The organism is Microbacterium sp. FG3, assembly GCF_057809335.1.
Window position 1 is genome coordinate 1 of the sequence record NZ_JBMDJT010000033.1, and the last position, 24,950, is coordinate 24,950.

24 protein-coding genes and 1 tRNA gene are annotated in these 24,950 nt (G+C 73.6%); 13 read left to right on the forward strand and 12 right to left on the reverse strand.

Annotated elements, in window-relative coordinates:
• The coding region (gene ftsE, locus ACODR5_RS10620) for a cell division ATP-binding protein FtsE (RefSeq protein ID WP_488983615.1) at positions 1–1,067 on the reverse strand (1,067 nt) is incomplete at its 3' end.
• Positions 1,068–1,150: 83 nt separating this feature from the next.
• Positions 1,151–2,551 carry a sugar porter family MFS transporter gene (locus tag ACODR5_RS10625; RefSeq protein ID WP_449853926.1) on the reverse strand — a complete coding sequence of 467 codons (1,401 nt, stop codon included), beginning with the start codon at positions 2,549–2,551 and terminating at the stop codon, positions 1,151–1,153.
• A gap of 117 nt (positions 2,552–2,668) precedes the next feature.
• On the opposite strand from ACODR5_RS10625, the gene ACODR5_RS10630 reads away from it, so the two are divergent.
• Positions 2,669–3,754 carry an LOG family protein gene (locus tag ACODR5_RS10630; protein WP_449853927.1) on the forward strand — a complete coding sequence of 362 codons (1,086 nt, stop codon included), beginning with the start codon at positions 2,669–2,671 and terminating at the stop codon, positions 3,752–3,754.
• A gap of 170 nt (positions 3,755–3,924) precedes the next feature.
• A complete protein-coding gene (locus ACODR5_RS10635) occupies positions 3,925–6,942 on the forward strand; it encodes a S8 family serine peptidase (protein ID WP_488983616.1) in 3,018 nt (1,005 codons plus the stop codon).
• Positions 6,943–7,028: 86 nt separating this feature from the next.
• Here the strand turns inward: ACODR5_RS10635 and pepN are convergent, their stop codons facing one another.
• The 6 genes from pepN to ACODR5_RS10665 form a co-directional block, all read right to left on the reverse strand.
• Positions 7,029–9,536 carry an aminopeptidase N gene (gene pepN / locus ACODR5_RS10640; RefSeq protein WP_488983617.1) on the reverse strand — a complete coding sequence of 836 codons (2,508 nt, stop codon included), beginning with the start codon at positions 9,534–9,536 and terminating at the stop codon, positions 7,029–7,031.
• A 78-nt stretch (positions 9,537–9,614) separates the two neighbouring features.
• Positions 9,615–10,259, reverse strand: a complete 645-nt coding sequence (locus ACODR5_RS10645; RefSeq protein WP_460816660.1) for an NAD(P)-dependent oxidoreductase — start codon at positions 10,257–10,259, stop codon at positions 9,615–9,617.
• A gap of 17 nt (positions 10,260–10,276) precedes the next feature.
• Entirely contained in the window at positions 10,277–10,675 is a 399-nt protein-coding gene (locus tag ACODR5_RS10650) for a PPOX class F420-dependent oxidoreductase (protein WP_488983618.1), read from the reverse strand.
• A gap of 108 nt (positions 10,676–10,783) precedes the next feature.
• Positions 10,784–10,856 (reverse strand) — tRNA-Met (locus ACODR5_RS10655).
• Between the two features lie 59 nt (positions 10,857–10,915).
• A complete protein-coding gene (locus ACODR5_RS10660) occupies positions 10,916–11,467 on the reverse strand; it encodes a flavin reductase family protein (protein ID WP_488983619.1) in 552 nt (183 codons plus the stop codon).
• Positions 11,468–11,539: 72 nt separating this feature from the next.
• A complete protein-coding gene (locus ACODR5_RS10665; protein WP_488983620.1) occupies positions 11,540–13,033 on the reverse strand; it encodes an FAD-dependent oxidoreductase in 1,494 nt (497 codons plus the stop codon).
• Positions 13,034–13,211: 178 nt separating this feature from the next.
• Between ACODR5_RS10665 and ACODR5_RS10670 the strand changes: the two genes are divergently transcribed.
• Genes ACODR5_RS10670 through ACODR5_RS10690 form a run of 5 tightly spaced genes read left to right on the forward strand, consistent with a single transcriptional unit; the run spans position 13,212 to position 17,105 of the window.
• Complete coding sequence (locus ACODR5_RS10670) at positions 13,212–13,583, forward strand: sugar ABC transporter ATPase (protein WP_488983621.1); 372 nt, start codon at positions 13,212–13,214, stop codon at positions 13,581–13,583.
• 29 nt (positions 13,584–13,612) lie between these two features.
• Positions 13,613–14,152: a hypothetical protein gene (locus ACODR5_RS10675; protein ID WP_488983622.1), complete on the forward strand. Its 540-nt coding sequence runs from the start codon at positions 13,613–13,615 to the stop codon at positions 14,150–14,152.
• Entirely contained in the window at positions 14,149–15,432 is a 1,284-nt protein-coding gene (locus tag ACODR5_RS10680; RefSeq protein WP_488983623.1) for a cytochrome P450, read from the forward strand. Before ACODR5_RS10675 ends, ACODR5_RS10680 begins: the two co-directional genes overlap by 4 nt.
• A gap of 28 nt (positions 15,433–15,460) precedes the next feature.
• Positions 15,461–16,639, forward strand: a complete 1,179-nt coding sequence (locus tag ACODR5_RS10685; RefSeq protein ID WP_488983624.1) for a zinc-dependent alcohol dehydrogenase — start codon at positions 15,461–15,463, stop codon at positions 16,637–16,639.
• Positions 16,640–16,655: 16 nt separating this feature from the next.
• On the forward strand, positions 16,656–17,105 hold the full coding sequence (locus tag ACODR5_RS10690) for a DUF6098 family protein (protein WP_460816670.1): 450 nt from the start codon (positions 16,656–16,658) through the stop codon (positions 17,103–17,105).
• Between the two features lie 7 nt (positions 17,106–17,112).
• Here the strand turns inward: ACODR5_RS10690 and ACODR5_RS10695 are convergent, their stop codons facing one another.
• Genes ACODR5_RS10695 through flgN form a run of 4 tightly spaced genes read right to left on the reverse strand, consistent with a single transcriptional unit; the run spans position 17,113 to position 20,362 of the window.
• Positions 17,113–17,484: a flagellar assembly protein FliW gene (locus ACODR5_RS10695; protein ID WP_488983625.1), complete on the reverse strand. Its 372-nt coding sequence runs from the start codon at positions 17,482–17,484 to the stop codon at positions 17,113–17,115.
• Positions 17,481–18,356, reverse strand: coding sequence for a flagellar hook-associated protein FlgL (gene flgL, locus ACODR5_RS10700; protein ID WP_488983626.1), 876 nt, complete (start codon positions 18,354–18,356; stop codon positions 17,481–17,483). Before flgL ends, ACODR5_RS10695 begins: the two co-directional genes overlap by 4 nt.
• A gap of 38 nt (positions 18,357–18,394) precedes the next feature.
• Positions 18,395–19,804 carry a flagellar hook-associated protein FlgK gene (flgK, locus tag ACODR5_RS10705; protein ID WP_488983627.1) on the reverse strand — a complete coding sequence of 470 codons (1,410 nt, stop codon included), beginning with the start codon at positions 19,802–19,804 and terminating at the stop codon, positions 18,395–18,397.
• 27 nt (positions 19,805–19,831) lie between these two features.
• Positions 19,832–20,362 carry a flagellar export chaperone FlgN gene (gene flgN / locus ACODR5_RS10710; protein WP_488983628.1) on the reverse strand — a complete coding sequence of 177 codons (531 nt, stop codon included), beginning with the start codon at positions 20,360–20,362 and terminating at the stop codon, positions 19,832–19,834.
• Positions 20,363–20,506: 144 nt separating this feature from the next.
• On the opposite strand from flgN, the gene ACODR5_RS10715 reads away from it, so the two are divergent.
• The 6 genes from ACODR5_RS10715 to ACODR5_RS10740 all read left to right on the forward strand — a co-directional run bounded on the left by ACODR5_RS10715 (position 20,507) and on the right by ACODR5_RS10740 (position 24,946).
• Positions 20,507–21,310, forward strand: a complete 804-nt coding sequence (locus ACODR5_RS10715; protein WP_488983629.1) for a sigma-70 family RNA polymerase sigma factor — start codon at positions 20,507–20,509, stop codon at positions 21,308–21,310.
• Positions 21,311–21,411: 101 nt separating this feature from the next.
• Positions 21,412–22,332, forward strand: a complete 921-nt coding sequence (locus tag ACODR5_RS10720; RefSeq protein WP_488983630.1) for a flagellin N-terminal helical domain-containing protein — start codon at positions 21,412–21,414, stop codon at positions 22,330–22,332.
• Between the two features lie 81 nt (positions 22,333–22,413).
• Positions 22,414–23,796 carry a flagellar filament capping protein FliD gene (gene fliD / locus ACODR5_RS10725; RefSeq protein WP_488983631.1) on the forward strand — a complete coding sequence of 461 codons (1,383 nt, stop codon included), beginning with the start codon at positions 22,414–22,416 and terminating at the stop codon, positions 23,794–23,796.
• On the forward strand, positions 23,796–24,218 hold the full coding sequence (fliS, locus tag ACODR5_RS10730; RefSeq protein ID WP_488983632.1) for a flagellar export chaperone FliS: 423 nt from the start codon (positions 23,796–23,798) through the stop codon (positions 24,216–24,218). The genes fliD and fliS overlap by 1 nt, the downstream gene beginning before the upstream one ends.
• Positions 24,211–24,486 carry a hypothetical protein gene (locus tag ACODR5_RS10735; protein ID WP_488983633.1) on the forward strand — a complete coding sequence of 92 codons (276 nt, stop codon included), beginning with the start codon at positions 24,211–24,213 and terminating at the stop codon, positions 24,484–24,486. The genes fliS and ACODR5_RS10735 overlap by 8 nt, the downstream gene beginning before the upstream one ends.
• A 115-nt stretch (positions 24,487–24,601) precedes the next feature.
• Positions 24,602–24,946, forward strand: coding sequence for a flagellar basal body rod protein FlgB (locus tag ACODR5_RS10740; protein ID WP_460816688.1), 345 nt, complete (start codon positions 24,602–24,604; stop codon positions 24,944–24,946).
• Positions 24,947–24,950: the final 4 nt, after the last annotated feature.

The following is a 24,950-nucleotide window of genomic DNA, read 5'->3' on the forward strand; positions in this document are numbered from 1 at the left end:
GACTGGGGGCGGGGGGGGGGGTGCGGGGGGGTCGCCCGCGGCGCCGCCGGCTGCGTGGGCCGCGGCACGTGCGTACCCGGCACGTGGGTGCGCGGCGCCTCCGCCCGGGGGGCGGGGGCGGGCGCCGGGGTTTGAGGGGCGGGCGCCTGGGCCTGCGTCTGCGCCGGCGCCTGGGGAGCCTGCTCGCGGGGCGCCTGCTCGCGGGGCGCGGGGGCGCGACGGATCGGCGGGGTCGCGGCCTGCGCGGCCGGCGCCGGCGAGGCCGGGCGCCCCTGCGCGTCGAGCCGATCCGAGACCTCGCGCTGCACCTCGAGCACCGCCGTGAGGGCGGCGACGGCGGCGGCGCCCTTCTCGATCTGCGGCTCGAGGCGCTGGATCGCAGACGTGTCGCCGTATCCGCCGTGGCGCTCGTCGCGCACGAGGCGCCCGTTCGACAGCTCGATGACGCGTCGCTGCATGCGGTCGACGAAGCCGGCCTCGTGCGTGGCCATCACGATCGTCGTGCCCGACGCGTTGATCTGCGCGAGCAGCTCCATGATGTCGGTCGACGTGGCGGGGTCGAGGTTTCCCGTCGGCTCATCGGCCAGCAGCAGCTGCGGCCGGTTCACGAGCGCGCGCGCGATCGCCACACGCTGCTGCTCGCCGCCCGAGAGCTCGTGCGGCATGCGCTTGGCCATGCCCTGCAGGCCGACGCGCTCGAGCGCCTCGGGCACGGCCTGCTTCACCATGGCGCGCGAGGCGCCGATCACCTGCAGCGTGAACGCCACGTTCTGGAACACGCTCTTGGACGGCAGCAGGCGGAAGTCCTGGAAGACCGACCCGATGTGCCGGCGGAAGTAGGGCGTGCGCCGGTTGGAGAGCGACTTCGTGTCGCGCCCCAGCACGACGATGCTGCCCGAGGACGGCACCCCCTCCCGCAGGATGAGGCGCAGGCACGAGGACTTCCCCGATCCCGACTGGCCGACGAGGAACACGAACTCACCGCGCTGGACCTCGAACGAGACATCGTCGAGGGCGGGTGAGGCGGTCCCCTTGTAGCGCTTGGTGACGTGCTCGAACCGGATCATGGCCTACCCAGGCTAAGCGCGGCCCCGCGCCTGGCCCCGAGCGACACCCCCGGCGCGCCGCACGGATGCGCGCCGGGCGGCGCTCAGGCCTTCATCTCCTCGAGCTCCATGCCCTTCGTCTCGCGCACCCGGAACCACACGAACACGAACGACAGGGCGGCGAAGCCCGCGTAGAGGCCGTAGGCGAGGGTCAGCGAGATGCTGCTGAGCCACGGGAAGGTCGTGGAGATCGCGAAGTTCGCCACCCACTGCGCGGCGGCGGCCACGGCGAGCGCGCTCGCGCGGATCCGGTTCGGGAAGATCTCGCCCAGGAGCACCCAGACGACCGGGCCCCACGTGGCGCCGAATCCGACGACGAAGAGGTTGGCCGCCACGAGCGCGACGATCGACCACGGCGCCTCGAGGCTGACGGATCCGTCGGCGGCGGTCGTCGCGAACGAGAAGGCGACGGCCATGACGCCGAGGGAGACCGTCATGAGGAGCGATCCGGAGATCAGCAGCGCCTTGCGTCCCACCTTGTCGACGAGGAGGATCGCCACGATCGTGACGACGATGTTCGTCACCGACGTGATCACGCTCGTGGTGAGCGCGCTGCTCTCGTCGAAGCCGACCGAGCGCCACAGCGTGGTCGAGTAGTAGAAGATCACGTTGATGCCGACGAACTGCTGGAAGACGCTCAGCAGGATGCCGACCCACACGATCGGCTTCAGCCCGAGCGCCGGGCCCACGAGATCGCGCAGCGACTCGCGCTTCTCGCTCTGCAGCGAGTCCTTGATCTCCTGGATCTTCCTGTTCACGTCGAGCTCGCCGCTGAAGTCCAGCAGCACCTGCGACGCCTTGTCGTAGTCGCCCTTGCGCACGAGGTAGCGCGGCGACTCGGGCAGGCGCAGCGACATCACGCCGTACACGACGGCGGGCACGGCCTCGACGATGAACATCCAGCGCCACGTCTCGATCCCGAACCACAGAGTCTCGGCGGCGCCGCCGGAGGTCGCGGCGAGCACGGCGTTCGTGAGCAGCGCGGCGAAGATGCCGAGCACGATCGCCAGCTGCTGCAGCGAGCCGAGGCGGCCGCGGATGCGGGCGGGAGAGACCTCGGCGATGTACGCCGGCGCGATGACCGACGCGGCGCCGACGCCGAGCCCGCCGACCGCGCGCCAGACCATCAGATCCCACACGCCGAAGGCCAGGCCCGAGGCGATGGCCGAGACGAAGAACAGCGCGGCCGCCACGAGCATGACCGGCACGCGGCCCCACATGTTCGCGATGCTGCCGGCGAACCACGCGCCGAGCGCGGCGCCGAGCAGGGCGATCGACACCGAGAAGCCCTGCAGGCCCGGGTCCAGCGCGAAGTCGGCCGAGAGCGCGTCGACGGCTCCGTTGATCACCGAGGTGTCGTAGCCGAAGAGGAAGCCTCCGAGAGCGGCGGCGATCGCGATCCCGATCACCCGCCCGTTGATCCGACTCAGTCCCGCATCCGTCATGTCGCCCCCTTCGTCACGTGCCCTGGCGACAGGCACACCACGCGAGCCTACCCGCGTGGCACGGCCCTCGGGCAGGCGCGCGCGCACGCCGCGGGCGATCCTGCCAGGATGGGCGCGATGAGGCGCACGCGGGGCAGGGTCGTCACGGTCGAATCGCTCACCGAGCTGGAGGAGCGGCTGTCGGCCGGCGTCCGCAGGCTGCGCGGGTGGCGGATCGTCGGCCTCGATCTGCGTGCGCTGTCGGACGCGCTGGCCGCGTGCGACACGTCGCGCACGACGTTCGCCGGGTGCCGCTTCGCCCCGGGCGACGCCGAGCGGCACGAGCGGCGAGGCGCCCTCGTGCTGCCGGGTGTCGACGCCGCGCCGATCGACCCGCACCGCGACGCGCTGTACACGGCCGACGAGCTGTACGACGCCGAGCCGTACGCGCGCTCCCTCGACGCCCGCGCGTTCGCGTGGCAGCACGAGCGCACCGCGCCCGACGCGGCGCTGGCGCGGGCGCTGCACGACGAGGGCGTCGACGGCGCGCTCGGGCGGTGGGTGCGGGGCCGCCGGCTGATCGGGGTGATGGGCGGCCACTCCCTGACGCGCGGCGAGCCCGGCTACGCCGACGCGGCCCGGCTCGGGCGGCTCCTCGGCGCACGGCTGACCGTCGCGACGGGCGGCGGGCCGGGCGCGATGGAGGCCGCCAATCTCGGCGCACGGCTGTCGGCCCATCCGGAGAGCGCGCTGGAGGAGGCGCTCGAGCTGCTCTCGGCCGCGCCGTCGTACCACCCCTCGGCCGACGCGTGGGTGGCCGCCGCGCGGCGCGTGATCGCGCGGTTCCCCGATCCCGCCGACTCGCTCGGCGTGCCCACGTGGCACTACGGCCACGAGCCGCCGAACCTGTTCGCCACGGCGATCGCGAAGTACTTCCGCAACGCGCTGCGCGAGGCGATCCTGCTGGAGCTGTGCGACGCGGGCATCGTGTTCCTGCCGGGCGCGGGCGGCACGGTGCAGGAGATCTTCCAGGACGCGTGCGAGAACTACTACGCCACCGAGGACCGCATCGCGCCGATGGTGCTCGTCGGGCGCACGCACTGGACCGAGACGCTGCCGGCGTGGCCGCTGCTGCGGGCGCTGGCGAAGGGGCGGCCCATGGAGGAGCACGTCCATCTCGTCGACACGGTCGACGAGGCCGCGGCGCTGCTCGCGCCCTCCTGACGCGCCGCCACTCCCCCTTCGGGCACCCTCGGGCGCCAGCGGCATACCCGGATATCCCCGGTGAGCCGACGCGCCGAAACGCGTTTCTGTGCAACACCTGTGAGCTAGATTCGGCGCCACTGCGCGAGCGGACGGCCCGCGCGACACCCATCCCGCACAGGAGGCATTGGATGATCCGACCTCTCCCGCGCGCGGCGGCGGCGCTCACGCTCGCCCTCGCGCTCACGGCGACCGCGGCCACGGCCGCACACGCGTCACCCGCGGAGGAGGTGCATCCCCTGGTCCCCGTCGATGCCGAGGACGGCCGCTACGTCGTGCTCCTCAAGGAGGACGCGCTCGCGACGTACGACGGCGGCGTGCCCGGCATCGAGGCGACCAAGCCCGACAAGGGCAATCGCCTCGACGCCCACGCGAAGAACGCCCAGAAGTACATCGAGCACCTCGAGAAGAAGCAGCAGCGGCTGGCCGACGAGATCGGCGCGCTGCCCGACACGACCTACCAGGTCACGGCCAACGGCTTCGCCGCCGAGCTCAGCTCGGAACAGGTCGCGCACCTGCGCACCGACAAGGACGTGCTCGGGGTGTTCCCCGACGAGCTGCGCAAGGTCACCGCGCAGACGTCGCCCGACTTCCTCGGCCTCGGCTCCGACGCCGACGGCCGCGGCGGCGTGTGGGAGGCCACGGGCGGCGTGGAGCACGCGGGCGAGGGCATCGTGGTCGGCGTCGTCGACACGGGCATCGCGCCGGAGAACCCGTCGTTCGCGGGCGACAAGCTCAAGAACCAGGCGGCGACCAAGAAGCCCGGCGCGCCGTACACGAGCGGCGGTCAGATCGTCTTCGACAAGGCCGACGGCACGCAGTTCCGCAGCACGATGGTCACGGGCGAGGAGTGGAGCAAGCACGACTACTCCACGAAGATCATCGGCGCGCACTGGTTCGGCGAGGGCTTCGGCGCCGTGACCGACGACGACTACCTCTCGCCGCGCGACGGCGACGGCCACGGCTCGCACACGGCGAGCACCGCGGCGGGCAACTTCGGCGTCGAGGCCTCGGTCTCGGGCGTCGACTTCGGCACCGTCTCCGGCGTGGCGCCCGCGGCGAAGATCGCCTCGTACAAGGCGTGCTGGAACGGACCGGATCCGGCGAGCACCGACGACGACGGCTGCGCGATCAGCGACCTCGTCGCCGCGATCGACCAGGCCGTCGCCGACGGCGTCGACGTGATCAACTACTCGATCGGCGGCGGCTCGGCCACGAGCGTGCTGCAGCCCGAGGACGTCTCGTTCTTCAACGCCGCCGCGGCGGGCGTGTTCGTGGCCGCCAGCGCCGGCAACTCCGGCCCTGGCGCCTCGACCGCCGACCACGCCTCGCCCTGGTACACGACCGTCGCCGCCTCGACGATCCCCACGTGGGAGGGCGCCGTGGAGCTCGGCGACGGGTTCACGGCCCCCGGTGTGACCGTCTCCGTCCCCGACGGGCAGACCGTCACGGGCGAGCTCGTGTACGCCGGCGACATCCCCGCCGCCGGTGTTGCGCCCGCCGACGCGGCGCTGTGCCTGCTCGGCAGCGTCGACGACGCCGCCGCGGCCGGCCGGATCGTCGTGTGCGACCGCGGCTCGAACGCGCGCGTCGAGAAGTCGCAGGAGATCGCCGAGTCCGGCGGCGCGGGCGTGATCCTCACGAACGTCGCGGCCGGGGAGTCGCTCGACAACGACTTCCACTCCGTGCCCACCGTGCACGTCGCCGCCGAGCACCGCGCCGCGATCCTCGACCACGCCCGCACCGCCGAGGCACCCACCGCCACGCTGCACAGCGACAACATCACCGGCGTCATCACGCCGGTGCCGCAGGTGGCCGGGTTCTCGAGCCGCGGCCCGATGAACGCCGAGACGAACGACATCATCAAGCCGGACGTGTCGGCTCCCGGCGTGGCGATCCTCGCGGCGACGACGAACGGCGAGAAGGAGGAGCCAACCTTCGGCATCCTGTCGGGCACCTCCATGGCGTCGCCGCACGTGGCGGGCCTGGCCGCGCTGTTCCTCGGCGAGCACCCCGACTGGGCGCCCGCCGACGTGAAGTCGGCGCTCATGACGACCGCCTACGACACGGTGAACGCCGACGGATCGGCGAACACCGACCCGTTCGCGCAGGGCGCCGGCCACGTCGACGCGACGAAGATGCTGCAGCCGTCGCTGCTGTACAGCAGCGGCCCGACCGACTGGGCCGGGTACCTGCAGGGCCTCGACCTGATCGCGTTCGGGCTGCCGGAGGAGGCCGAGGTGGCGCCGAGCGACCTCAACCTCGCCTCGATCGGCATCGGATCGCTGTCGGCGCCCGAGACGGTGACGCGCACGATCACGGCGACCGAGGCAGGTACGTACACCGCCACGGCGGAGGTGCCCGGCGTCGAGGTGACCGTCGAGCCGTCGACCGTGACGCTGGCGGCGGGCGAGAGCGCGACCGTCGCGATCACGTTCACGAAGGGATCCGCGCCCGCCGAGCAGTGGACGACGGGCTTCCTCACGTGGACGGGCGGCACGAACGACGTCCGCTCCCCCATCGCGGTCTTCCCCGTCACGGCGAGCGCCCCGACGGAGGTCACCGGCACGGGCACGGACGGATCCCTGGAGGTCGGCATCACGTCGGGCGTCTCCGGCGAGCTCGCGCTGAACACGGCGGGCCTCGCGGCCGCCGAGCGGCTCGTGGACGGCGACGAGACGACGGGCGCCGCGGACGACGGGTTCACGCACGCGATCGTCGAGGTGCCCGAGGGCGCCGACCTGGCGCGCTTCGTGCTGGACTCGGCCGCCGACACCGGATCGGACCTCGACCTCGTGGTGTACCGCGTGGTGAGCGAGGACGACTGGCGCTACTACGAGATGTGGCAGTCGGCCACCGGCTCGGCCGACGAGGAGGTCGTGATCACGGCCCCCACCGCCGGCACCTACGTGGTGGAGTCGCACGTGTACTCGTACGACGCGCCGTTCACGTGGACGCTGGACGCGGCCGTGGCCTCGCCCGGCCAGGGCCTCGAGGCCACGCCGAACCCGCTGCCCGTCGAGGACGGCGCCGAGGTGGCGTACGAGCTGTCGTGGAACGGACTCGTGCCCGGCACGACGTACTACGGCGTCGTCCGCTACGGCGACTCGGCCGTGCGCACGCTCGTCACGGTCGACACGACTCCGTGACCTGAGCCGTGACCTGACGCGCACCGAGAGGGCCGCCCGGGATGCCCGGGCGGCCCTCTTCGCGTGTGCGGGACGCCCCGCGCCGGTCAGGCCTCGTTCGCGGCGCGCACGCGCAGGTCGCGCGCGAGATGGTCGCGCTGCTCGAGCACGATGCGACGCAGGGATCCGGGCGCGTCGGCGTGCGCGGCGAGCCACGCGTCGACGGCGCCGAGGTCCTCGCTCGCCGGGAAGAGCCCGGCGACGAGGCGCCGCGCGATCTCGATGCTGCGATCGGCCCAGGCACCGCGGATGCGGGCGAAGTAGTCGGCGTCGAAGCGGGCGACGAGGTCGCGGCGCCCGCCGGCGCGGATGCCCGCGATCGTGGCGCCGAGGTGCTCGTTGCCGAGCCCGCGGTCCTCCCACGCCGCCCGCCAGGCGGCCTCGCGCACGTCGGGGTCGGGGCGCGAGGCGCGGGCCTGGACGGCGGCGGTGCGGCCCGAGAGCGTGTCGTCGCGCGCGAGCTCCGCGGCGATGCCGGCCTCGTCGATCGCTCCGATCGCCGCGAGCCCCTGCACCCAGGCCCAGCGCAGGTCGGGGTCGAGCCGCAGCCCCTCGGGTGCCGGGGCATCCCCGTTGAGGATGGCGCTCAGCTCCGCGGCGTGGGCGTCGTCGTACGCCGTGGCCGCGCCGACTGCGCGCGCCCACGCCAGCTGGGCGTCGCTGCCGGGCGCCGCCGCGGCGAGCGCCTGCCACGCCGTCTCGGCCCACAGGGCGCGGGCGTCGCCGCGCGAGCTCTGCGGCACGTAGTGGTTCACGGCGAAGGCCGCGTTGGCGATCGTGCCGGCCAGCAGGCCCACGTTCGGCTCGAGCGGCGCGTGCCGGGCGACGACCCCGAGATAGCGGTGCACGGGCAGCTCGCCGTCGCGCGTGGCGTTCCACAGCGACGACCACACGAGGCCGCGCGCGAGCGTGTCGTCGAGCCCGCTCAGGCCCGCCTCCACCGCCGCGAGCGACTCCTCATCCAGGCGCGCCTTCGCGTACGTGAGGTCGCCGTCGTTCAGCAGCACGAGACCCGCCGGCGGCACCTCGACCGACGTGCGCTCCTCCGCGATGTCCGCGTCGACCGATCCGCGCCGCTCGAGGCGCCCGTCCGCCAGCTCGAACGTCCCGATGCGCAGGCGGTGCGGCCGCGCATCCGTCTGCACGAGCGCCACCGCGCCCTCGCCCTCGCGCTCCAGCGCGAGCGTCGAGACGCCCGTCGTCTGCAGCCACGCCCTGCTCCACGCCCGCACGTCGCGGCCGGACGCCTCCTCGAGCGCGGCGAGCAGGTCGTCCAGCGTCGTGTTGCCGAAGGCGTGGCGCCGGAAGTACGCGCGCGCCCCGGCGAAGAAGGCCTCCTCCCCCACGAACGCGACGAGCTGCTTGAGCACCGAGGCGCCCTTGGCGTACGTGATGCCGTCGAAGTTCAGCTTGGCGGCCTCGAGATCGGGGATGTCGGCGACGATCGGATGCGTCGTGGGCAGCTGATCCTGCTCGTACGCCCACGCCTTGCGGCGGTTCGCGAACGACGTCCACGCGTCGGCGAAGCGCGTGGCCGCCACGGAGGCGTGCGCCCCCATGTAGTCGGCGAACGATTCCTTCAGCCACAGGTCGTCCCACCAGCGCATCGTCACGAGGTCGCCGAACCACATGTGCGCCATCTCGTGCAGGATCGTGTTGGCGCGGCCCTCGCGCTGCGCGTCGGTGGCGGCGCCGCGGAACACGTACGACTCGGTGAAGGTGACCAGCCCCGGATTCTCCATGGCGCCGAGGTTGTACTCGGGCACGAAGACCTGGTCGTACTTGCCCCAAGGGTAGTCGTACCCGAACGCGACGGTGAAGAAGTCGAGGCCCTGCCGCGTGATCTCGAGGATCTCGTCGGCGTCGAGGTGCGGGGCCAGCGAGGCGCGGCACAGCACGCCCAGCGGGATCCGCTGCGCGCCGCGGCTCCATTCGCCGTCCACGCGGTGGTAAGGGCCGGCGGCGATCGCCGTGATGTACGACGAGAGGGGCAGGGTGGGCTCGAAGACGACGCGGTCCTGGTCCCCGAAGTTCAGCCTCTTGCTCGGCACCTGGTTCGACAGCACCGTCCAGCCTGCGGGCACCGAGACGTCGAACGTCCACCGCGCCTTCATGTCGGGCTGCTCGAAGCAGGGCATGAGGCGGCGCGCATCGGCGGGCTCGAACTGCGTGTAGAGATAGGTCTCGCCGTCGACGGGATCGACGAAGCGGTGCAGGCCCTCGCCGGAGCGGCTGTAGGCGCCGACCGCGCGGACGACGACCTCGTTCGGACCGTGCGCGAGGCCGCGCACGCGGATGCGCGCGCCGTCCCATTCGACGGGGGTCTCCGTGCCGTTGACGGTGACCGCGCTCACCGCCTCACCGAGGAAGTCGATCCACGTCTCATCCGCGCGGGCGTCGAACGCCAGCGTGCTCGCGACGGGAAAGCCCGCGCGCGCGGCGTCGGGTGCGCCCGTCAGGTCGAGCTCGACCCGCACCTCGTGCAGGTCGATGGCGGCGGCGCGGGCGGCGGTCTCCTCGCGCGTGAGGTTGGCGGAGGCGTTGGGGGAGCTCATCCGTCCATCGTCGCAGAGCGGCCGACCCGAAACGCGGAGCGCGGTGGTCCGGACCCTCTGACCCGGACCACCGCGACGTCAGTAGGCGACGGTGAAGCGCTGGCGGCGGTGCGCCGGGTGCTCGATCTCGTCGACCACGGCCAGGCCGAAGTCGGCGCCCGAGATGAACGACTGGCCCTCGTCGTCGACGAGCAGCACGTCGCCGCCCGTGCGGTAGGTGCCGAGCGCCTCGCCGGGCGCGAACGAGCCGAAGCCGCCCGCGGGGCTGATGTAGAACCAGTCAAGGCCGCTCTCGTCCGCGCGCAGATGCTCGAGGATCCGCTCGGCCTCGCGCACCTCGGGCAGGATCTCCTGCGGGAAGCCCTCGGTGTCCATCACCTTGGGGCCGCCCTCGGCCACGAGTAGCGAGCCCGCGCCGCCCACGACGCCCAGGCGCACGCCCGCCTCGGCGGCGAGCTCGGCCAGCTGCGCGACCGTGCCCTCGACGCGGCCCTCCATGTCGCCGCGCGGGGCGACGGTGACGAGCACCACATCGGCGTCGGCGACGATCGCGCGGGCCGCGTCGCGATCGCGGGCGTCGGCCTGGCGGTAGTCGACGCCGGGCTGCGGCTCGTCGGGCAGGGTGCGGCTGTACGAGACCACCTCGAAGCCGCGCTCGGCGGCGGTGCGGACGATGTGGCCGCCGGCGTAGCCGGTGCCCCCGATGACGGCGATGCGGGTCATGCTCTTCTGTTCTCCGTTCACTGCTTGGTGGCGCGCTCGACGGACATGACGAGGATCACGCGATCCGCGGCATCCGGCGGCGGGGTCTGGCTGGGGTTGCCGTAGCGGTTCTGCAGGTGCACGTAGAACGCGCCCTCCGGGTCCGGCACGACCTCGACGAGCCGCCCGGCCACCTCGAGGTAGCGGAACACGTCGTCCGGGTCGGTGATCGACAGCGCCATCGACGGGTTGTGCTGCAGGTTGCGGTACTTCTGGCGGCGCGTGGTGTGCGTGAACCGCACGTGCTCGCCGTCGAACTCGAACCACATCGGCGTCACCTGCACGGTGTCGTCGGGGCGGATCGTGCCCAGGTGCCCGTACAGCGGCAGCTCGAGCAGGCGGCGGTAGTCGGCGGGGATGACGTCGTCGGCGCTCATGCGGATTCCCTTCGGTCGCTCACGAAGCCATGCAACCACGCCTCACGCGGGGATGTTCCCGCAGATCTCACGCACGGGGTGTGGCGGCGACGGGCCCGCCGGATCAAGACGCGGCGACGGGAGTCGAACCCGCCACGCTCCCGGGTATGAGCCGGAGCCCGGGACCGCCCGGACCGCCGCGAGGCGCTCCCACGCTAACCCGGACCGGCGACACCCGCGAGGGATGTGACGAAGCGTGACTCAGGCGCGCGGCACGTCCCGGTCGGGCGCGGCCGCCGGCAGCGCGGGATCGAGGGGGCGGGCGTCCGGATCGAACGCGTGGAAGCGGCGGTCGTGGTACAGCAGCGGCTCGGCCTCGGGGCCGATCACGACGTCGAGCACCTCCGCGACGACGAGCGACGAATCGGCGACACGCAGGGTGTCGATGATGCGGCAGCGCAGTGTGGCGCGGGCGTCGGGCAGGAAGGGGCGCCCCTCCGCGTCCCACTCCCACCCCTGCGCGGCCGTGAAGCGCTCCTCGCCCGAGCGGGAGAAGGCCAGGGCCGTGGCGGCATGCTGCGCGCCGAGCAGGTGGATCGACAGGTCGCCGGCGGCGAGCAACCCGCCCGCCGACCCCGTGGCGCGGGTCACCGAGAACGACACGGCCGGCGGCGCGGCCGCCACGGACGACAGGCTGGACGCCGTGAGCCCCACGGGCCCTCCCGGCGCGAGCCCCGTGATCAGGGTGACGGCGGCGGGATGCTGGCGGAACACGGACTTGAACCGGTCGGTCATCCCCGTCGCGTCGGTCATCGGTCTGCCTCATTCGTGCGCATACTTCGACCGTACGTCCTCCCGCACCCCACCGGCGCCGGTCCGCGCGGCTCAGGACGGCTCGTGCGGCGCGAGGTCGTCGACCGCAGGCCCCTCGATCACGCGCCCGTCCGGCGCGAAGCGCGAGCCGTGCAGCGGGCAGTCCCACGTGCGCTCGGCGCCGTTCCAGCGCACGATGCCGCCCAGGTGCGTGCACACGGCCGACACGGCGCACCGCTCGCCGCGCACCGTCGACTCCGCCACGATCGCGGCGCCGCGCCGCTCGACGGTCGCGCTCTCGTCGTCGGCTCCCCCGCCGGGCGCCGCCCAGCCGCCCACGAGGTGCCCCGCGACGGCGGCGTTCACGGTCACGGCCTCGGCGGCGTCGCGCAGCCCGCCGCGATGAGCGCGCAGGCGCGCCGACCACTCGGGCTCGTCGCCCGCGATCTGCCCCGCCAGCGCGAGCGCCGCCGCCGGGGCGTTCGTCATGCCCCACTTCGCGAACCCGGTCGCGGCGAAGATCCGCCCCTTCGAGCCGGGCACCTCGCCCGCGTGCGGGATCGCGGATGTCGTGCGGTAGTCCTGCGCGGCCCACCACGTGATGCGCCACGCGCGCGGGTAGACCGCGCGCACCCACGCGTCCAGCGCCTCCAGCCGCGCCGCCGTGTCGTCGTCCCTGCCCGTCTCGAACGGGTCGCCCGCCACGACGAGCACCGGCTCGCCGTCGAGCCCGCGCGCCGAGCGCAGCGAGCGCGGCACGGGGTCGACCGAGAGGTACATCGCCTTGGGCGGCCGCACGGCGTCGGGCAGCCGGTACGCCGCGGCGAACTCGCGCGAGACCGCCAGGCGCGACGACATCCGCCCGCGATCGAGGATCGGCGTGCCGGTGGCGAGGATGAGCCGCTGCGCCCGGATCTCGCCGCGCTCGGTCGACACGCGCACGCCGGAGTCCCCCGGCTCGGCGGCGCGCACGCGACAGTGCTCGAGCACGACGCCCCCGCGGCGACGCAGCCGGGCGGTGAGCGCGGCGAGGGCGAGCATCGGGTGCAGCTGGTCCTGGTCAGGCAGGCGCAACGCGGCGGAGACCTCGAACGGCAGCCCCACGGTGCCCCGGCCGTGCCGCTGCACGTCGACGCCCGCGGCGGCGAGGGCCTCGGCCTCGTCGTCGAGCGCGCGCATGCCGTCCTCGGTCGTCGCGTAGGTCACGGCGTCCCGCCGCGCGATCGTGCCGGGGGTGTCCTCCAGCCGCTCGCGCATCCAGTCGCGCGCCGCCGCATTGCCCGCGCGGTACGCGCGCAGCACCTCGTCGCCGGCGTGGCGCAGGATGCGGCTGTACATGCCGCCCTGCAGCAGGCTCAGCTTGCCCGTGGTCCCCCCGGTGGTGCGCGCGCCGAGCTTCTCGGCCTCGAGCATGGCCACGCTGAGGCCGCGTTCGGCGAGGGCCAGGCCGGCGGCGATGCCGGCGAGACCCCCTCCGGCGATGGCGACGTCGACATCCGCCGGGAGGTCCTCGTCGACCGGGATGGGCGGGGCGGTGGCGTGCCACAGCGAGCGAGCATCCGTCATGCCCCGATCCTGCCGCGCGCGCCCGGCCGGCGCCGCCCCCTTGTCGCCCGCGCGGGGCCGTGATAGCCGGGGCGCCGGAGGGTTACATCGGCGCCCGGAAGGAATCAACCCCCTGCCGGCGAGGGGCGCGGCGTCCCAGGCTGGCACCACGACATCCCGACCGGAAGGGGACGAGCACATGACGAACGCCGCAGACGAGGGCCGCGAGCGCGCCGCCGCCGTGGACGAGGACATGCAGGACTTCGACCCCCTGGAGGAGCCGAGCACGAACGAGCGCGACACGTCGGTGACCGCCGACCCGCTCGACGATCCCGCCCAGCGCGAGTGGGAGCGCGTGGGCTCCGATGCCGAGGCGACGGGCACCGGCGGTCTCGGGACGGACGTGACGGGGACGGGCGCCGATCCGGCCGAGATCCCCGACGACGAGGACCAGGTGCCCGTCGAGGACCTGCCCGGCTTCGAGGTGCAGCCGGAGTCGCAGGGCGAGGACCCCGAGCTCGCCGACCTCGGCCCCGAGGGCCAGGGCGACGTCTCCCCCGAGGACCTCTGAACCGCCACGACGACATGAGGGGATCGGACATGCGCGAGGAGATCCCGCCCGGCGGCGGGGGTGCCGACAGCGGCGCGGCCGACGCGCCGCGGGTGTCGCCGGGCGACCGGGGATCGATCCAGAACGTCTCGAGCCAGAACGACATCCCCGGCGTCGGCACGCGCGCCGCGGACGGATCCATGGAGCCCCAGCCGCGGCCCGCGCGGCGGGAGGACGCTCGCGGGGCCGAGCGCCCGTCGGCCGCGCAGCCGGTCGACGACGGTCCGGCACCGCGGCGGGCCTCCCGCGAGAGCACGCGCGGCGGCCGCGCCGCGTGGTGGCTGGTCCCCGCCGGCGCCCTCGGCGCCGTGTGCGTCGTGCTGTTCGCGGTCTCGGTTCCCGAGGCCGGGCTCGTCGCCTGGCTCGGCATCGCGCTCGAGGTGGTGCTCTTCGCGGCGATCGTCGCGGTGGCGCTCACCCAGCCGCTCGGCGGGCGCCGCAGCCCGCTCTTCGCGAGTCTGCTCGGCGCGATGGCCGTGGTCGGCGTCGCGATCGCGCTGACGATCTACGCGATGGCGACGGCGGCATGACGGCCGTCACCCACCGGCACACGGCCGCCCCGATCCCCCGCGTGCGCGGCGACGCGACCCTCGCGCTCCTCGCGGAGGGCTACGGCTTCGGCGCGCGCCGGTTCGACCGGCTGGGGTCGGACGCGTTCCGCACCCGCCTGCTGGGCATGCCCGCGACGTTCGTGCGCGGCCCCGAGGCGGCGCGGTTCTTCGCCGAGGGCGACCGCTTCTCGCGCACCGCGGCCATGCCCGCCTCGGTGCTGCACTCGCTGCAGGACGAGGGCAGCGTGCAGACACTGGCCGGCGACGCGCACCGCACCAGGAAGGCGCTCTTCCTCGAGCTGCTCGAGCCGGCGGGCCGCGAGCGGATGGCGCGGCTCGTGCGCGAGGAGTGGGACGCCGCGCTGCCGGCGTGGGAGCGCACCGACATGGTGCGGCTGCACGAGGTCGTCGCCGAGGTGCTCACGCGCGCGGCGTGCCGCTGGGCGGGGCTGCCGCTCGACGACGACACCGCCCGCGCCCGCACCGAGGAGTTCCTGGCCATGCTCGACGGCGCCGGCGGCTTCGGCCCGCGCAGCTGGCGCGGTCGGCTGCGGCGCCGGTCCACCGAGCGCTGGGCGCAGGAGCTCGTGCGCGACGCGCGCGAGGGCAGCCGCGGCGCCGTCTTGGGCAGGCTGATCGCCCACCGCGACGCCGACGGCAGGGGCTTGGACGACGAGGTCGCCGCCGTCGAGCTCATCAACCTGCTGCGCCCCACCGTGGCGGTCGGACGGTTCGCGGTGTTCGCCGCGCTCGCGCTGCACCGGCACCCGTCCTGGGCCGAGCGCTTCCGCGCCGGCGACGAGGAGCACCTGCGCGGCTTCGTGCAGGAGGTGCGCCGCACGGCGCCCTTCTTCCCGCTCGTCGCGGGACGCGCGACCCACGAGCTCGAGTGGCGCGGCGAGCGCTTCGCGCCGGGCGCCCTCGTGGCGCTCGACATCTTCGCCACCCACCGCGATCCGGCGCTGTGGCCCGAGCCGCTGCGCTTCCGCCCCGAGCGGCACGATCCCGCCGCCGGCTCCGAGGACCACCGCGCGCACGCCGCGAACGCGCTGATCGCCCAGGGTGCCGGCGACGACCTCGCGACCACCCACCGCTGCCCGGGCGAGCCGCTCGCGATCGAGCTGCTCGAGGAGATCGTACGGCTGCTCACGCAGCGCACCGCCTACGAAGTGCCGCCGCAGGACCTCGGGGTGGACCTGCGCCGGTTCCCCACCCTGCCGCGATCCGGGTTCCTCATGAGCCGGGTCCGGCGGGCGTGATCCGCACCGACATCGACGAGGAGATCTGATGAGAGCGCTCACCTGGCAGGGACGCCGCAACGTATCGGTCGAGCAGGTGCCCGACCCGCACATCGAGGAGCCCACCGATGCGATCGTCCGCGTGACGTCGACCGCGATCTGCGGATCCGATCTGCACCTGTACGAGCTGTTCGGCCCGTACCTCGACGCGGGCGACATCCTCGGGCACGAGGCGATGGGCGTCGTCGAGGAGGTCGGAGCCGAGGTCACGTCGCTGCGCCCCGGTCAGCGCGTGGTCGTGCCGTTCAACATCGCGTGCGGGCACTGCTGGATGTGCCGTCACGGCCTGCAGTCCCAGTGCGAGACGACGCAGGTGAGAGAGCAGGGCACGGGCGCGGCGCTGTTCGGCTACACCAAGCTGTACGGCCAGGTTCCCGGCGGGCAGGCCGAGCTGCTGCGCGTGCCGCTGGCCGACTACAACACCGTCCCGGTCGGCGAGGAGCTGCCGGACGAGCGCTACCTGTTCCTCAGCGACGTGCTGCCCACGGCGCTGCAGGGCGTGCAGTACGCGCACGTGCCCGAGGGCGGCACCGTGGCCGTGCTCGGGCTCGGCGCCGTCGGACAGTTCGCCTCCCGCATCGCGCGGCATCTGGGGCACCGCGTGCTGGCGGTGGATCCCGTGCCGGAGCGGCGCGCGATGGCGGCGCGCCACGGGGTGGACGCGTACGACATCGACGAGGCGGCCGAGCGCGTGCGCGACGCGACGGACGGCCGCGGTGCCGACGCGGTGATCGACGCCGTCGGGCTCGAGGCGCACGGCACCCCGGCCGTGCACGCCGCCCACCACGCGCTCGGGGCGCTGCCGGACGCCGTCGCCCGCCCCGTGATGGATCACCTGGGCATGGATCGCACGGCCGCGCTGCTGGCGGGCATCGACCTCGTGCGGCGCGGCGGCACCGTGTCCATCAGCGGCGTGTACGCGGGCGACGCCGACATCCTGCCCATGAAGACGATGTTCGACAAGCAGCTCTGCCTGCGCATGGGACAGTGCAACGTGAAGCGCTGGGTGCCGCAGCTCGTGGAGCTCGTGGAGCGGGAGGACGATCCGCTCGGCACCGCCGACCTCACCACCCACCGGGTGCCGCTGGCCGAGGCGCCCGACATGTACCGCACGTTCCAGCGCAAGGAGGACGGCTGCATCAAGGTCGTCCTGGACCCGGCGGCCTGAGGGGCAGGTCCGCACGATGACGGATCGGATGCTCGAGCGGGAGGAGTACGAGCGAGAGCCCGTGCGCTCGCTCGCGGAGCTGGAGGAGCTGGTGGCCGCGCGGCCCGCGCTGCACGCGCGCTACTCGCAGGGCCCGGCGGACGACGGCGACGGCGGCAGCATGGACACCGAGAGCGGGCTGGAGCTGCCCGGTCTCTCGGTCAATCCGCTCGCGCCCGAGCCGTGGTGGACGCGGCCGGTCGCCGACTGGCTGGCGCGCCAGCTGTGCCAGTACCGGCACCTCGCGGAGGCGCACCCCGACCGGCACGCGTGGGTGCTCACCGGCCGGCTCGTGGGCCGCGGACCCGACTGCGAGCCGCTGCTCGCGCACGCCGTGCCCGTCGCGCGACTGGACGACCGGCTGCTCGAGGAGGCCGACGCCCGCTATCGCGAGGCGTTCGACGCGGGTCAGGGGCCCGAGGGCTGAGGGAGCCTCAGCCGAGCGGGGCGCGCAGCGGCAGGTCCTGACCCTCCAGGATCACCTGGGCGGCGGCTCCCGTCGCGGTGTTGACGACGACCGGCGCGAGCAGGTTCACGTGCACGCCGTCGGCGCCGGGGTTCGCCACGACGAGCACGAGCGCGTCGTCGGCGGAGTCGAGCGCGAGCGCCTGGGCCTGCTCGTCGGTGAGCACGGGCGCGTAGCCGGGCAGCGACACGGCCGGATCGACGAGGAACACGCGCAGGTCGGCGTCGGCGACGGCGCGCAGCGCGAACAGGCCGTCGGCGCCGTCGACGGGCGACAGCACGAACTCCGTGTGCGGGGCCAGCCCCGGCGGCGGGGCGACGAACTGCAGGGCCGCGCTCACGCGAGGAAGTCCAGCAGGGTGGGCTGCAGCACGCGGCTGGTGACCTGCAGCGACGACTGGTACACGAGCTCCTGCGCCCGCAGCTGCACGAGCACCTCGACGGTGTCGACGTCCTCGACCGCGGCGCGGCGCGTCTCGAGCGAGACCGACTTGTTCACGGCCACCTCCTGCGCGCGCTCGATCTGTGCCTGGCGGGCACCCACGGCACCCTGGGCACTGAGCATAGCCGTGGTGCGCTCGTCGATCGCGGTCACGTGCGCGCCCACGTTCACGCCGGCGCGCAGGTCGGCGATGATGCTGTCGACGAGGGCGAAGGCCGAGTCGGCGCCTTCCCCGAAGACGGCCGCGCCGTCGGCGTCGACGCGCACCGTGACGCCGTCCGAGATGCGGCGCGTCACCTCTGAGCCCGGCACGCCGTTGTACGCGTAGTCGCCACCCTGGAAGGCGGATGCGGCGTCCGACGTGCCGGCGAACACCGAGCGCCCGAGCAGCCGGGTGTTCGCGGCGGCGAGCAGCTCGTCGCGGATCGTCTCGAGCTCGACGGCGATGGCCTCCTTCGCCGTGGCGTCGAGGGCGCCGTCGTTGGCGCCCTGCAGCGTGAGCACGCGCACCCGCTGCATGAGGGTGACGCCCGACGAGATGGCCTGGTCGGCGGTGGTCACCCACGCCATGGCGTCGTCGATGTTGCGCGCGTACTGCTCGTTGCGCCCCTGCTCGGCGTGCACCGCGAGCGTCGCGGCGGCGGCCGAGGGGTTCTCGGAGGGCGAGAGGAAGGCGCGTTGCGAGGTGGCCTTCTCCTGCAGCTTCGAGAGCTCGGCGAGGTTGCTCTGGAGGTGGCGCAGCGACGCCTGCGTCATGGTCTGCGCGGTCACGCGGGAGATCATCGTGTTGCCTTTCGGACGTTCCGGGCTCAGCGGCCCACGAGGCCGGTGCGGTTGATGAGGACGTCGAGCGCCTCGTCGACGGCCGTGAGCACGCGGGCGGCGGCCTGGTAGGCCGTCTGGTAGGTGAGGAGGTTGATCGTCTCCTCGTCGCCGTCCACGCCGGCGACGGACTGCTGGGCGGCGGCGCTCGTCACGGCGGCCACCTCCGCGACCGTCGCGCGCTGGGCGTCGCCGGCCGTGGCGACGCCCAGGCTCGTGACGAAGTCGGCCCACAGCGCGTCGGGCGAGCCGGCGGCGGTGCCGATCTGCGAGATCGCGTCGGCATTGGACGAGTCGTGCGCCCCGCTGTCCGGGCGCGCGATCGCGAGCTCGCGGCCGCTCGTCGGCACGACCCGCAGCAGCAGGGCGGGTGCGCCGGTGCCGGAGGCGTCGAAGAACGCCCCGCCCGGCGTGCCGTCGGACGTCACGCCCTCGGCGTGCTGCGCGTTCACGGTGGTCGCGAGGCTCGTGGCCAGGCGGTTGTAGGCGTCCGCGACGCCGGCCAGCGTGCCGCCGTCGGCCGCGGGCGCGAGCACCGACAGCGTGCCGCCCAGCGCGCCGCCCACCGAGGCCAGCGGCACGTCCGGCCGGTGCGCCCACGCCACGGTGACGGGCTCGCCCTCCGCGAGCCCCTGCGGTCCGCTCGCGACGAGGTGGCGCGACTCGGTGCCCGCGGCGAGCGCGTTGCCGTCGATCCGCACCGTCATGGTGCCGTCGGGCTCGATGGTCGCCTGCGCGCCCGTCTGGCGCGCGACCTCCTCGGCCAGCACGCCGCGCCGATCCATGAGCTCGTTGGCCGAGCGGCCCGAGTTCAGGGCGTCGCGGATCTCGCGGTTCAGCTGCGCGATCTCGTCGGCGGCCACGTTCACCTCGGACACCGTGAGGTCTACGCCCGCGCGCAGGCCGCTCCACTGATCCGTGACCGCTGTGTAGCCGGCGGCGATCTGCGACGACAGCACGCCGGCGTTGTTCAGCACGACGGCGGCGGCGGCCTCGGAGTCCGGCGAGTTGGCGAGGTCCTGCCAGCCGTTCCAGAAGCGGGTGAGCGCGGCGGCGAGGCCGGCCTCGGTCGGCTCGGACAGGGCGGACTCCGCGATGCCGGCCACCTCGGCGCGCACGCCCCAGTACGCCGAGGCGCCCACCGCGTCGCGCACGCGCGCGTCGAGCAGCGCGTCGCCGAGCCGCGCGATGCCGTCCATCGAGACGCCCTGGCCGGGCACGACGCCCGTGCTGAACATGCCGGCCCGCGCGACGGGCGCCAGCGCCGAGGTCTCCAGCCGCTGGCGCGTGTAGCCGGGGGTGTTCTGGTTGGCGATGTTCTGACCGGTCACGTCGATGCCGCGCCGCGCGGCGGCCAGCGCCGAGGCGGCGGTGTTCAGTCCCGAGAAGGTGGACAAGATCTCTCCCTCAGCTCGCGTGTGCTGTCACAGTTCGGTGTCGAGGATGCGCGGCGCGGCGTCCCCCTTGGCGCTGGCGCCGTCGACGCCGTACTCGCCGGTCTGCACGCCCAGACCCGCGATCGCCTCCTGGGTCGCGCGCAGCGCCGCGCGCAGCTGCACGGTGTTCGCGTCGCGCCGTTCCGCGACCTCGCCCGCAAGTGCCGTCAGGGCGCGCAGGTGCTCCTCGAAGACCTCGCGCCAGGCATCGGTGGGCGCATGCGCGATGAGCTCGCGCAGCGACGCATCCGTCGGCGCGCCCCATTCCTCGGCAACCGAGGTCACCTCGATCGCGCGGCCGAGACCCAGGTGCCGCATCTGACCGAGCACTCCCTCGACCTCGTCGGAGGCGAGCTGCACCCAGCGCGAGCGTCCCGCCGCGAGGATGAGCTCCTGCACCTCGAGCTTGAACAGCAGCCGCTGGAGGAGCTCGCGCTCACGCCACAGCCTCATCGACAGCTCATTCGCTCCCATGCGACCACGCCCCTCTCCCCCCTCATCCGCGACACGCCAGGCCATCCCGCTTGACACTGTCGACCGGTTCCCTATTACGGTTACCCATATCCGGGCAGTATGGGTAGTTCTCCCCGATATGTCCCCGGGCACACAACCGAAGACTCGCTCCCCTCCCACCGCCCCGTTCCCCCGAAAGGCGGCTCCGGCATGACGCATGTCGAGCGCGATCGGCTCATCGTCGAGAACCTGCCCCTGGTGGGCTTCCTGGCTGCCGAGCTCAGCTCGCGCGCCACCCACATTCCGCGCGAGGATCTGGCCGCGGCCGGAGCGCTCGCACTCGTGACCGCCGCCGAGGCCTTCGATCCCGAACAGGGCGTTCCGTTCGGAGCGTACGCCAGGCGGCGCATCCTGGGCGCCTTCGCCGACGAGATGCGCTCGATGGACTGGGCCTCGCGCGGCATTCGGCGCCGCATCAAGGAGACCGTGGCGGTGCGCGACACGCTCGCGGCGGGCCTGGGTCGCACCCCCACGCACGACGAGATCGCCACCGCGATGGGCGTCGACACGGAGGCGGTGGCCGAGAGCCTCGCCGACGCGGCCCGCACGGTCACCAGCATCGACGAGCCGAGCGTCTACGAGGTGGCCGCCGAGCAGCCGCTGCCCGAGGACACCGCCGTGCTGGGCGAGCGGCAGGACGTGCTGACCCGCGCGATCGCCGCGCTGCCGGAGCGGATGCGCTTCATCGTGCAGGCCGTGTACTTCGAGGAGCGCCCGGTCAAGGACGTGGCGGCGGAGCTGGGCGTGTCGCACTCGGCCGTGTCGCAGCAGCGCTCGGAGGCGCTGCGCCTGCTGCGCGACGCGCTCGACCGCTTCTACGCCGACGAGCCCACCGCGCTGCCCGTGCCCACCTCGCGCGTGTCGACCTCGGCGCGGGAGTCGTACTTCGACCGCATCGCCGCCGGCGGCGGCCGCCTCGCCCACGCGTTCCTCCCCCGCGCGGCCGGCGCCTGATCGGCTCGCGCCGCACCTAACGGATGGGCGGGCGCTGCCGATAGGTCTGCATGGAGCTCACGGACGGGCTCCGCACCACCACCCAGTCACGGAGGAACACCATGGGTATGCAGATCAACACCAACGTGTCGGCGCTCAACGCCTACCGCAACCTGTCCAACACGCAGAACGATCTGTCGAAGTCGCTCGAGAAGCTCTCGAGCGGCCTGCGGATCAACCGCGCGGCGGACGACGCGGCCGGTCTCGCGATCTCCGAGGGCCTGCGCTCGCAGGTCAACGGCCTGAACGTGGCCGCCCGTAACGCCCAGGACGGCATCTCGGTCATCCAGACCGCGGAAGGCGCCCTGACGGAGGTCCACTCCATCCTGCAGCGCATGCGCGACCTCGCGGTGCAGGCCGGCAACGACTCGAACAACGACGAGTCGCGCGCCGCGATCACGAACGAGGCGACCCAGCTGTCGGCCGAGCTCGGCCGCATCGCCGAGTCGACCAACTTCAACGGCATCAGCCTGCTGAAGGGCGGCGACGCCCTGTCGTTCCAGGTCGGCGCGGACGGCGACTCGTCGTCGCAGATCAGCGTCACGCTCACCGACCTCAAGGCCGCGCTGGACGGCGTCGTGGAGCTGACCTACGGCGAGCCGGGTACGCCGGCGGTTACCGACGGCACTGGAACTGTTGTCACCCCCGCGGCCCCCGCCGTTGCCGCCACCGCCACCATGGAGGTCGCCTTCGGCAGCGCCACGGCGGCTGCCGAAGCGATCACGGCGATCGACGAGGCGATCACCGCGATCTCGTCGTCGCGTTCGGAGCTCGGTGCGGCGCAGAACCGCTTCGAGTCGACCATCAACAGCCTCAACGTGTCGTCCGAGAACCTCTCGGCCGCGGAGAGTCGCATCCGCGACACCGACATGGCGTCGGAGATGGTCAAGTACACCGCCGCGAACATCCTGTCGCAGGCCGGCACCGCCATGCTCGCGCAGGCGAACCAGTCGACGCAGGGCGTGCTGCAGCTGCTGCAGTGAGCCGGCTGACCGCCCGGGCGAGACGCGGCCTCCGCTCTCGCCCGGGCGGTCCCCCACCATCCCCCGAACCGGGAAGGCGACATGTCACTCTCGCTCGACGGACTCGCGTCCGGACTCGACACGACCGCGCTGACCGACGCCCTCATGGACGTCCAGGCGATCCCCCGCACCCTGCTGCAGAACAAGGCGGACGACAAGGGCGTCGTCATCAGCCACCTGCAGACCCTGAACACCTCGCTGCAGGACCTGCTCACGAAGGCGACCGGCGCGAAGAAGGCCGACTCACTCGCCGCCTACACCGCCACGAGCTCGAGCGAAGCCGTCGCCGTGACCGCCTCCGCCGGGGCCGCCGCGTCGCGCATGGAGGTCGTCGTCGACCGCGTGGCCACGGCCCACACCGTCGTGACGTCGGCGCTGACGGAGTGGCCCGAGCAGCCGCCCACCCTCACGCTCGTCGACGCCGAGGGCGACCAGACCGAGATCGTCGCGGTCGGCACCTCTCTCACCGAGGTCGCCGCCGCCATCAACAAGACGGGCGCGCCCGTGACCGCGCAGGTCGTCTCGGCCGGCGTCGACGCGAACGGCGACCCGCTGCAGCGCCTGCAGCTCGTCGCGAACGCCAGCGGCGCCGCCGGCACCTTCCAGCTGTACCGGGGCGACGCCGCCTCCGTCGACGCGGGCACCGCCGTCGACCTCGCGACCGAGCCCGGCGCGGCCGTCGTCACCCGGGCCCAGGACGCGCAGGTGCGGCTGTGGGCGGGCACGGCGGCCGAGCAGGTCGTCACCTCGGCCACCAACACCTTCGACGAGCTCATGCCGGGCATCGATGTGACCGTGTCGAAGGCGAGCGCCGAGCCCGTCACCGTGTCGGTCGCCGCCGACCCGGCCGCGAGCGCCAAGACCGCGAAGACGTTCGTCGACTCGATCGCCGCGGTGCTCAAGCGCATCGACGAGGGCTCCAAGGCGACGGTCGGCGGCGCCGGCGAGAGCACGACCCTCGGCGTCTACACGGGCGACAGCACCGTGCGGGCGCTGCGCCGCGCGCTGGCCGACGCCGTGCAGTACCCCGTCGACGGCGTCTCGCCCTCGTCGATCGGCATCTCGATCGACCGCTACGGCGTGCTCAGCTTCGACGCCGAGAAGTTCGAGGCCGCACTGGCGGACGATCCCGCCCTCGTCGAGAGCGTCTTCACCGGCATCGCGGGGCGCGTCGAGACGGTCACCAAGCAGTACTCCGACCCGTACGACGGCATGCTCACCACCCGCATCACGGGGCAGGAGAGCGAGGTCGACGCCCTCGAGGACCAGATCGAGCGCTGGGACCTGCGCCTCGAGCAGCGCCGCGCCACGCTGGAGCGGACCTACGCGAGCCTCGAGACGATGCTCTCGCAGATGCAGTCCCAGCAGGCCTACCTCACCACGCAGCTGTCCGCGCTGCCGAGCTACGACACAGGGAAGAAGTGATGACCGGACTCGCACCCGGCGCTCGCGTCGCACAGCTGCGCGCCGCCCAGCAGCGCTACCAGGCCGACGCCGTGCTGTCGGCCACGCCCGAGCGCCTCGTCACGATGCTGTACGACCGACTGCTGCTCGACGTCGAGCGCGGCGAGGCCGCCCAGCTCGCCGGGAACTGGCAGGACGCCTCCACGCACCTCGTGCACGCGCAGGCGATCGTCGCCGAGCTGAACGCCTCGCTCGCCGACACGTGGGACGGCAGCGCCTCGCTGCGCGCGCTCTACGTGCACCTCACCACGACCCTGATCGGGGCGAACATCGGCCGCGACCCGCAGCGCACGCGCGAGTGCCGCGACCTCATCGCGCCGCTGCGCGAGGCCTGGCACGGCGCCGCGCAGGCCGCGGCCGCCCCGGTGCACGCCCATGCCTGACAGCGACGCGCTGCGCGAATGGGCGGCGCTCCTCGACCGCTTCGAGCGCGACCTCGCGCCCGGCACCGCGCCGACGGCGTGGGCGAGGCCGGCCGCCGATCTGCCGCCCGAGCTCGAGGCGCGGGCGCGCCGGGTGCTGCAGGCGCAGCGCGAGCGCGTGGCGGCGCTGGCCCGCGAGCGCGACGAGACCGTCTCGCAGCTGACCGCGCTGCGGCGCGTTCCGGGGGCGCCGGAGGGGCGCCCGGCCTACGTCGATCTGGACGGCTGAGAACCCGCTCCTAACGCGCGGCGCGCGGCTGCCGATAGAGCACCGTGAGCACGGATCGCTCGACCCTCAGGCCACGGATCGGCCGGACAGCTGCTATTGAAGGGCACACGTCCTCGTGTTCGACTCGGTCACCCTCAGCGCCCTCACGAGCGCGCTCGACGGCCTGTCGCAGCGACAGCGCGCAATCGCCGACAACATCGCGAACGTCAACACCCCCGGCTATCACGCCAAGCGGGTGCAGTTCGAGGACGCCCTCGCCCGCTCGGTGGCCGAGGGCTCCGGCGTCGCCGAGGCGACGACCGCCGAGTCGCTCGAGCCCACGCGGCTGAACGGCAACAACGTCAACCTCGACACCGAGACCCTGTCGAACATCGACACCGTCCTGCGCTACCAGTTCGCCAGCCAGGCCATCGGCGGCTCGTTCAACGGCGTGCGCACGGCCCTGCGCACGACCTCGTGAGGAG

Coding starts and splice junctions, on each gene's coding strand:
- ACODR5_RS10625 (WP_449853926.1), bottom strand. CDS start 2,551: ATGACGGATGCGGGACTGAGTCGGATCAACGGGCGGGTGATCGGGATC.
- ACODR5_RS10630 (WP_449853927.1), top strand. CDS start 2,669: ATGAGGCGCACGCGGGGCAGGGTCGTCACGGTCGAATCGCTCACCGAG.
- ACODR5_RS10635 (WP_488983616.1), top strand. CDS start 3,925: ATGATCCGACCTCTCCCGCGCGCGGCGGCGGCGCTCACGCTCGCCCTC.
- pepN (WP_488983617.1), bottom strand. CDS start 9,536: ATGAGCTCCCCCAACGCCTCCGCCAACCTCACGCGCGAGGAGACCGCC.
- ACODR5_RS10645 (WP_460816660.1), bottom strand. CDS start 10,259: ATGACCCGCATCGCCGTCATCGGGGGCACCGGCTACGCCGGCGGCCAC.
- ACODR5_RS10650 (WP_488983618.1), bottom strand. CDS start 10,675: ATGAGCGCCGACGACGTCATCCCCGCCGACTACCGCCGCCTGCTCGAG.
- ACODR5_RS10660 (WP_488983619.1), bottom strand. CDS start 11,467: ATGACCGACGCGACGGGGATGACCGACCGGTTCAAGTCCGTGTTCCGC.
- ACODR5_RS10665 (WP_488983620.1), bottom strand. CDS start 13,033: ATGACGGATGCTCGCTCGCTGTGGCACGCCACCGCCCCGCCCATCCCG.
- ACODR5_RS10670 (WP_488983621.1), top strand. CDS start 13,212: ATGACGAACGCCGCAGACGAGGGCCGCGAGCGCGCCGCCGCCGTGGAC.
- ACODR5_RS10675 (WP_488983622.1), top strand. CDS start 13,613: ATGCGCGAGGAGATCCCGCCCGGCGGCGGGGGTGCCGACAGCGGCGCG.
- ACODR5_RS10680 (WP_488983623.1), top strand. CDS start 14,149: ATGACGGCCGTCACCCACCGGCACACGGCCGCCCCGATCCCCCGCGTG.
- ACODR5_RS10685 (WP_488983624.1), top strand. CDS start 15,461: ATGAGAGCGCTCACCTGGCAGGGACGCCGCAACGTATCGGTCGAGCAG.
- ACODR5_RS10690 (WP_460816670.1), top strand. CDS start 16,656: ATGACGGATCGGATGCTCGAGCGGGAGGAGTACGAGCGAGAGCCCGTG.
- flgN (WP_488983628.1), bottom strand. CDS start 20,362: ATGGCCTGGCGTGTCGCGGATGAGGGGGGAGAGGGGCGTGGTCGCATG.
- ACODR5_RS10715 (WP_488983629.1), top strand. CDS start 20,507: ATGACGCATGTCGAGCGCGATCGGCTCATCGTCGAGAACCTGCCCCTG.
- ACODR5_RS10720 (WP_488983630.1), top strand. CDS start 21,412: ATGGGTATGCAGATCAACACCAACGTGTCGGCGCTCAACGCCTACCGC.
- fliD (WP_488983631.1), top strand. CDS start 22,414: ATGTCACTCTCGCTCGACGGACTCGCGTCCGGACTCGACACGACCGCG.
- fliS (WP_488983632.1), top strand. CDS start 23,796: ATGACCGGACTCGCACCCGGCGCTCGCGTCGCACAGCTGCGCGCCGCC.
- ACODR5_RS10735 (WP_488983633.1), top strand. CDS start 24,211: ATGCCTGACAGCGACGCGCTGCGCGAATGGGCGGCGCTCCTCGACCGC.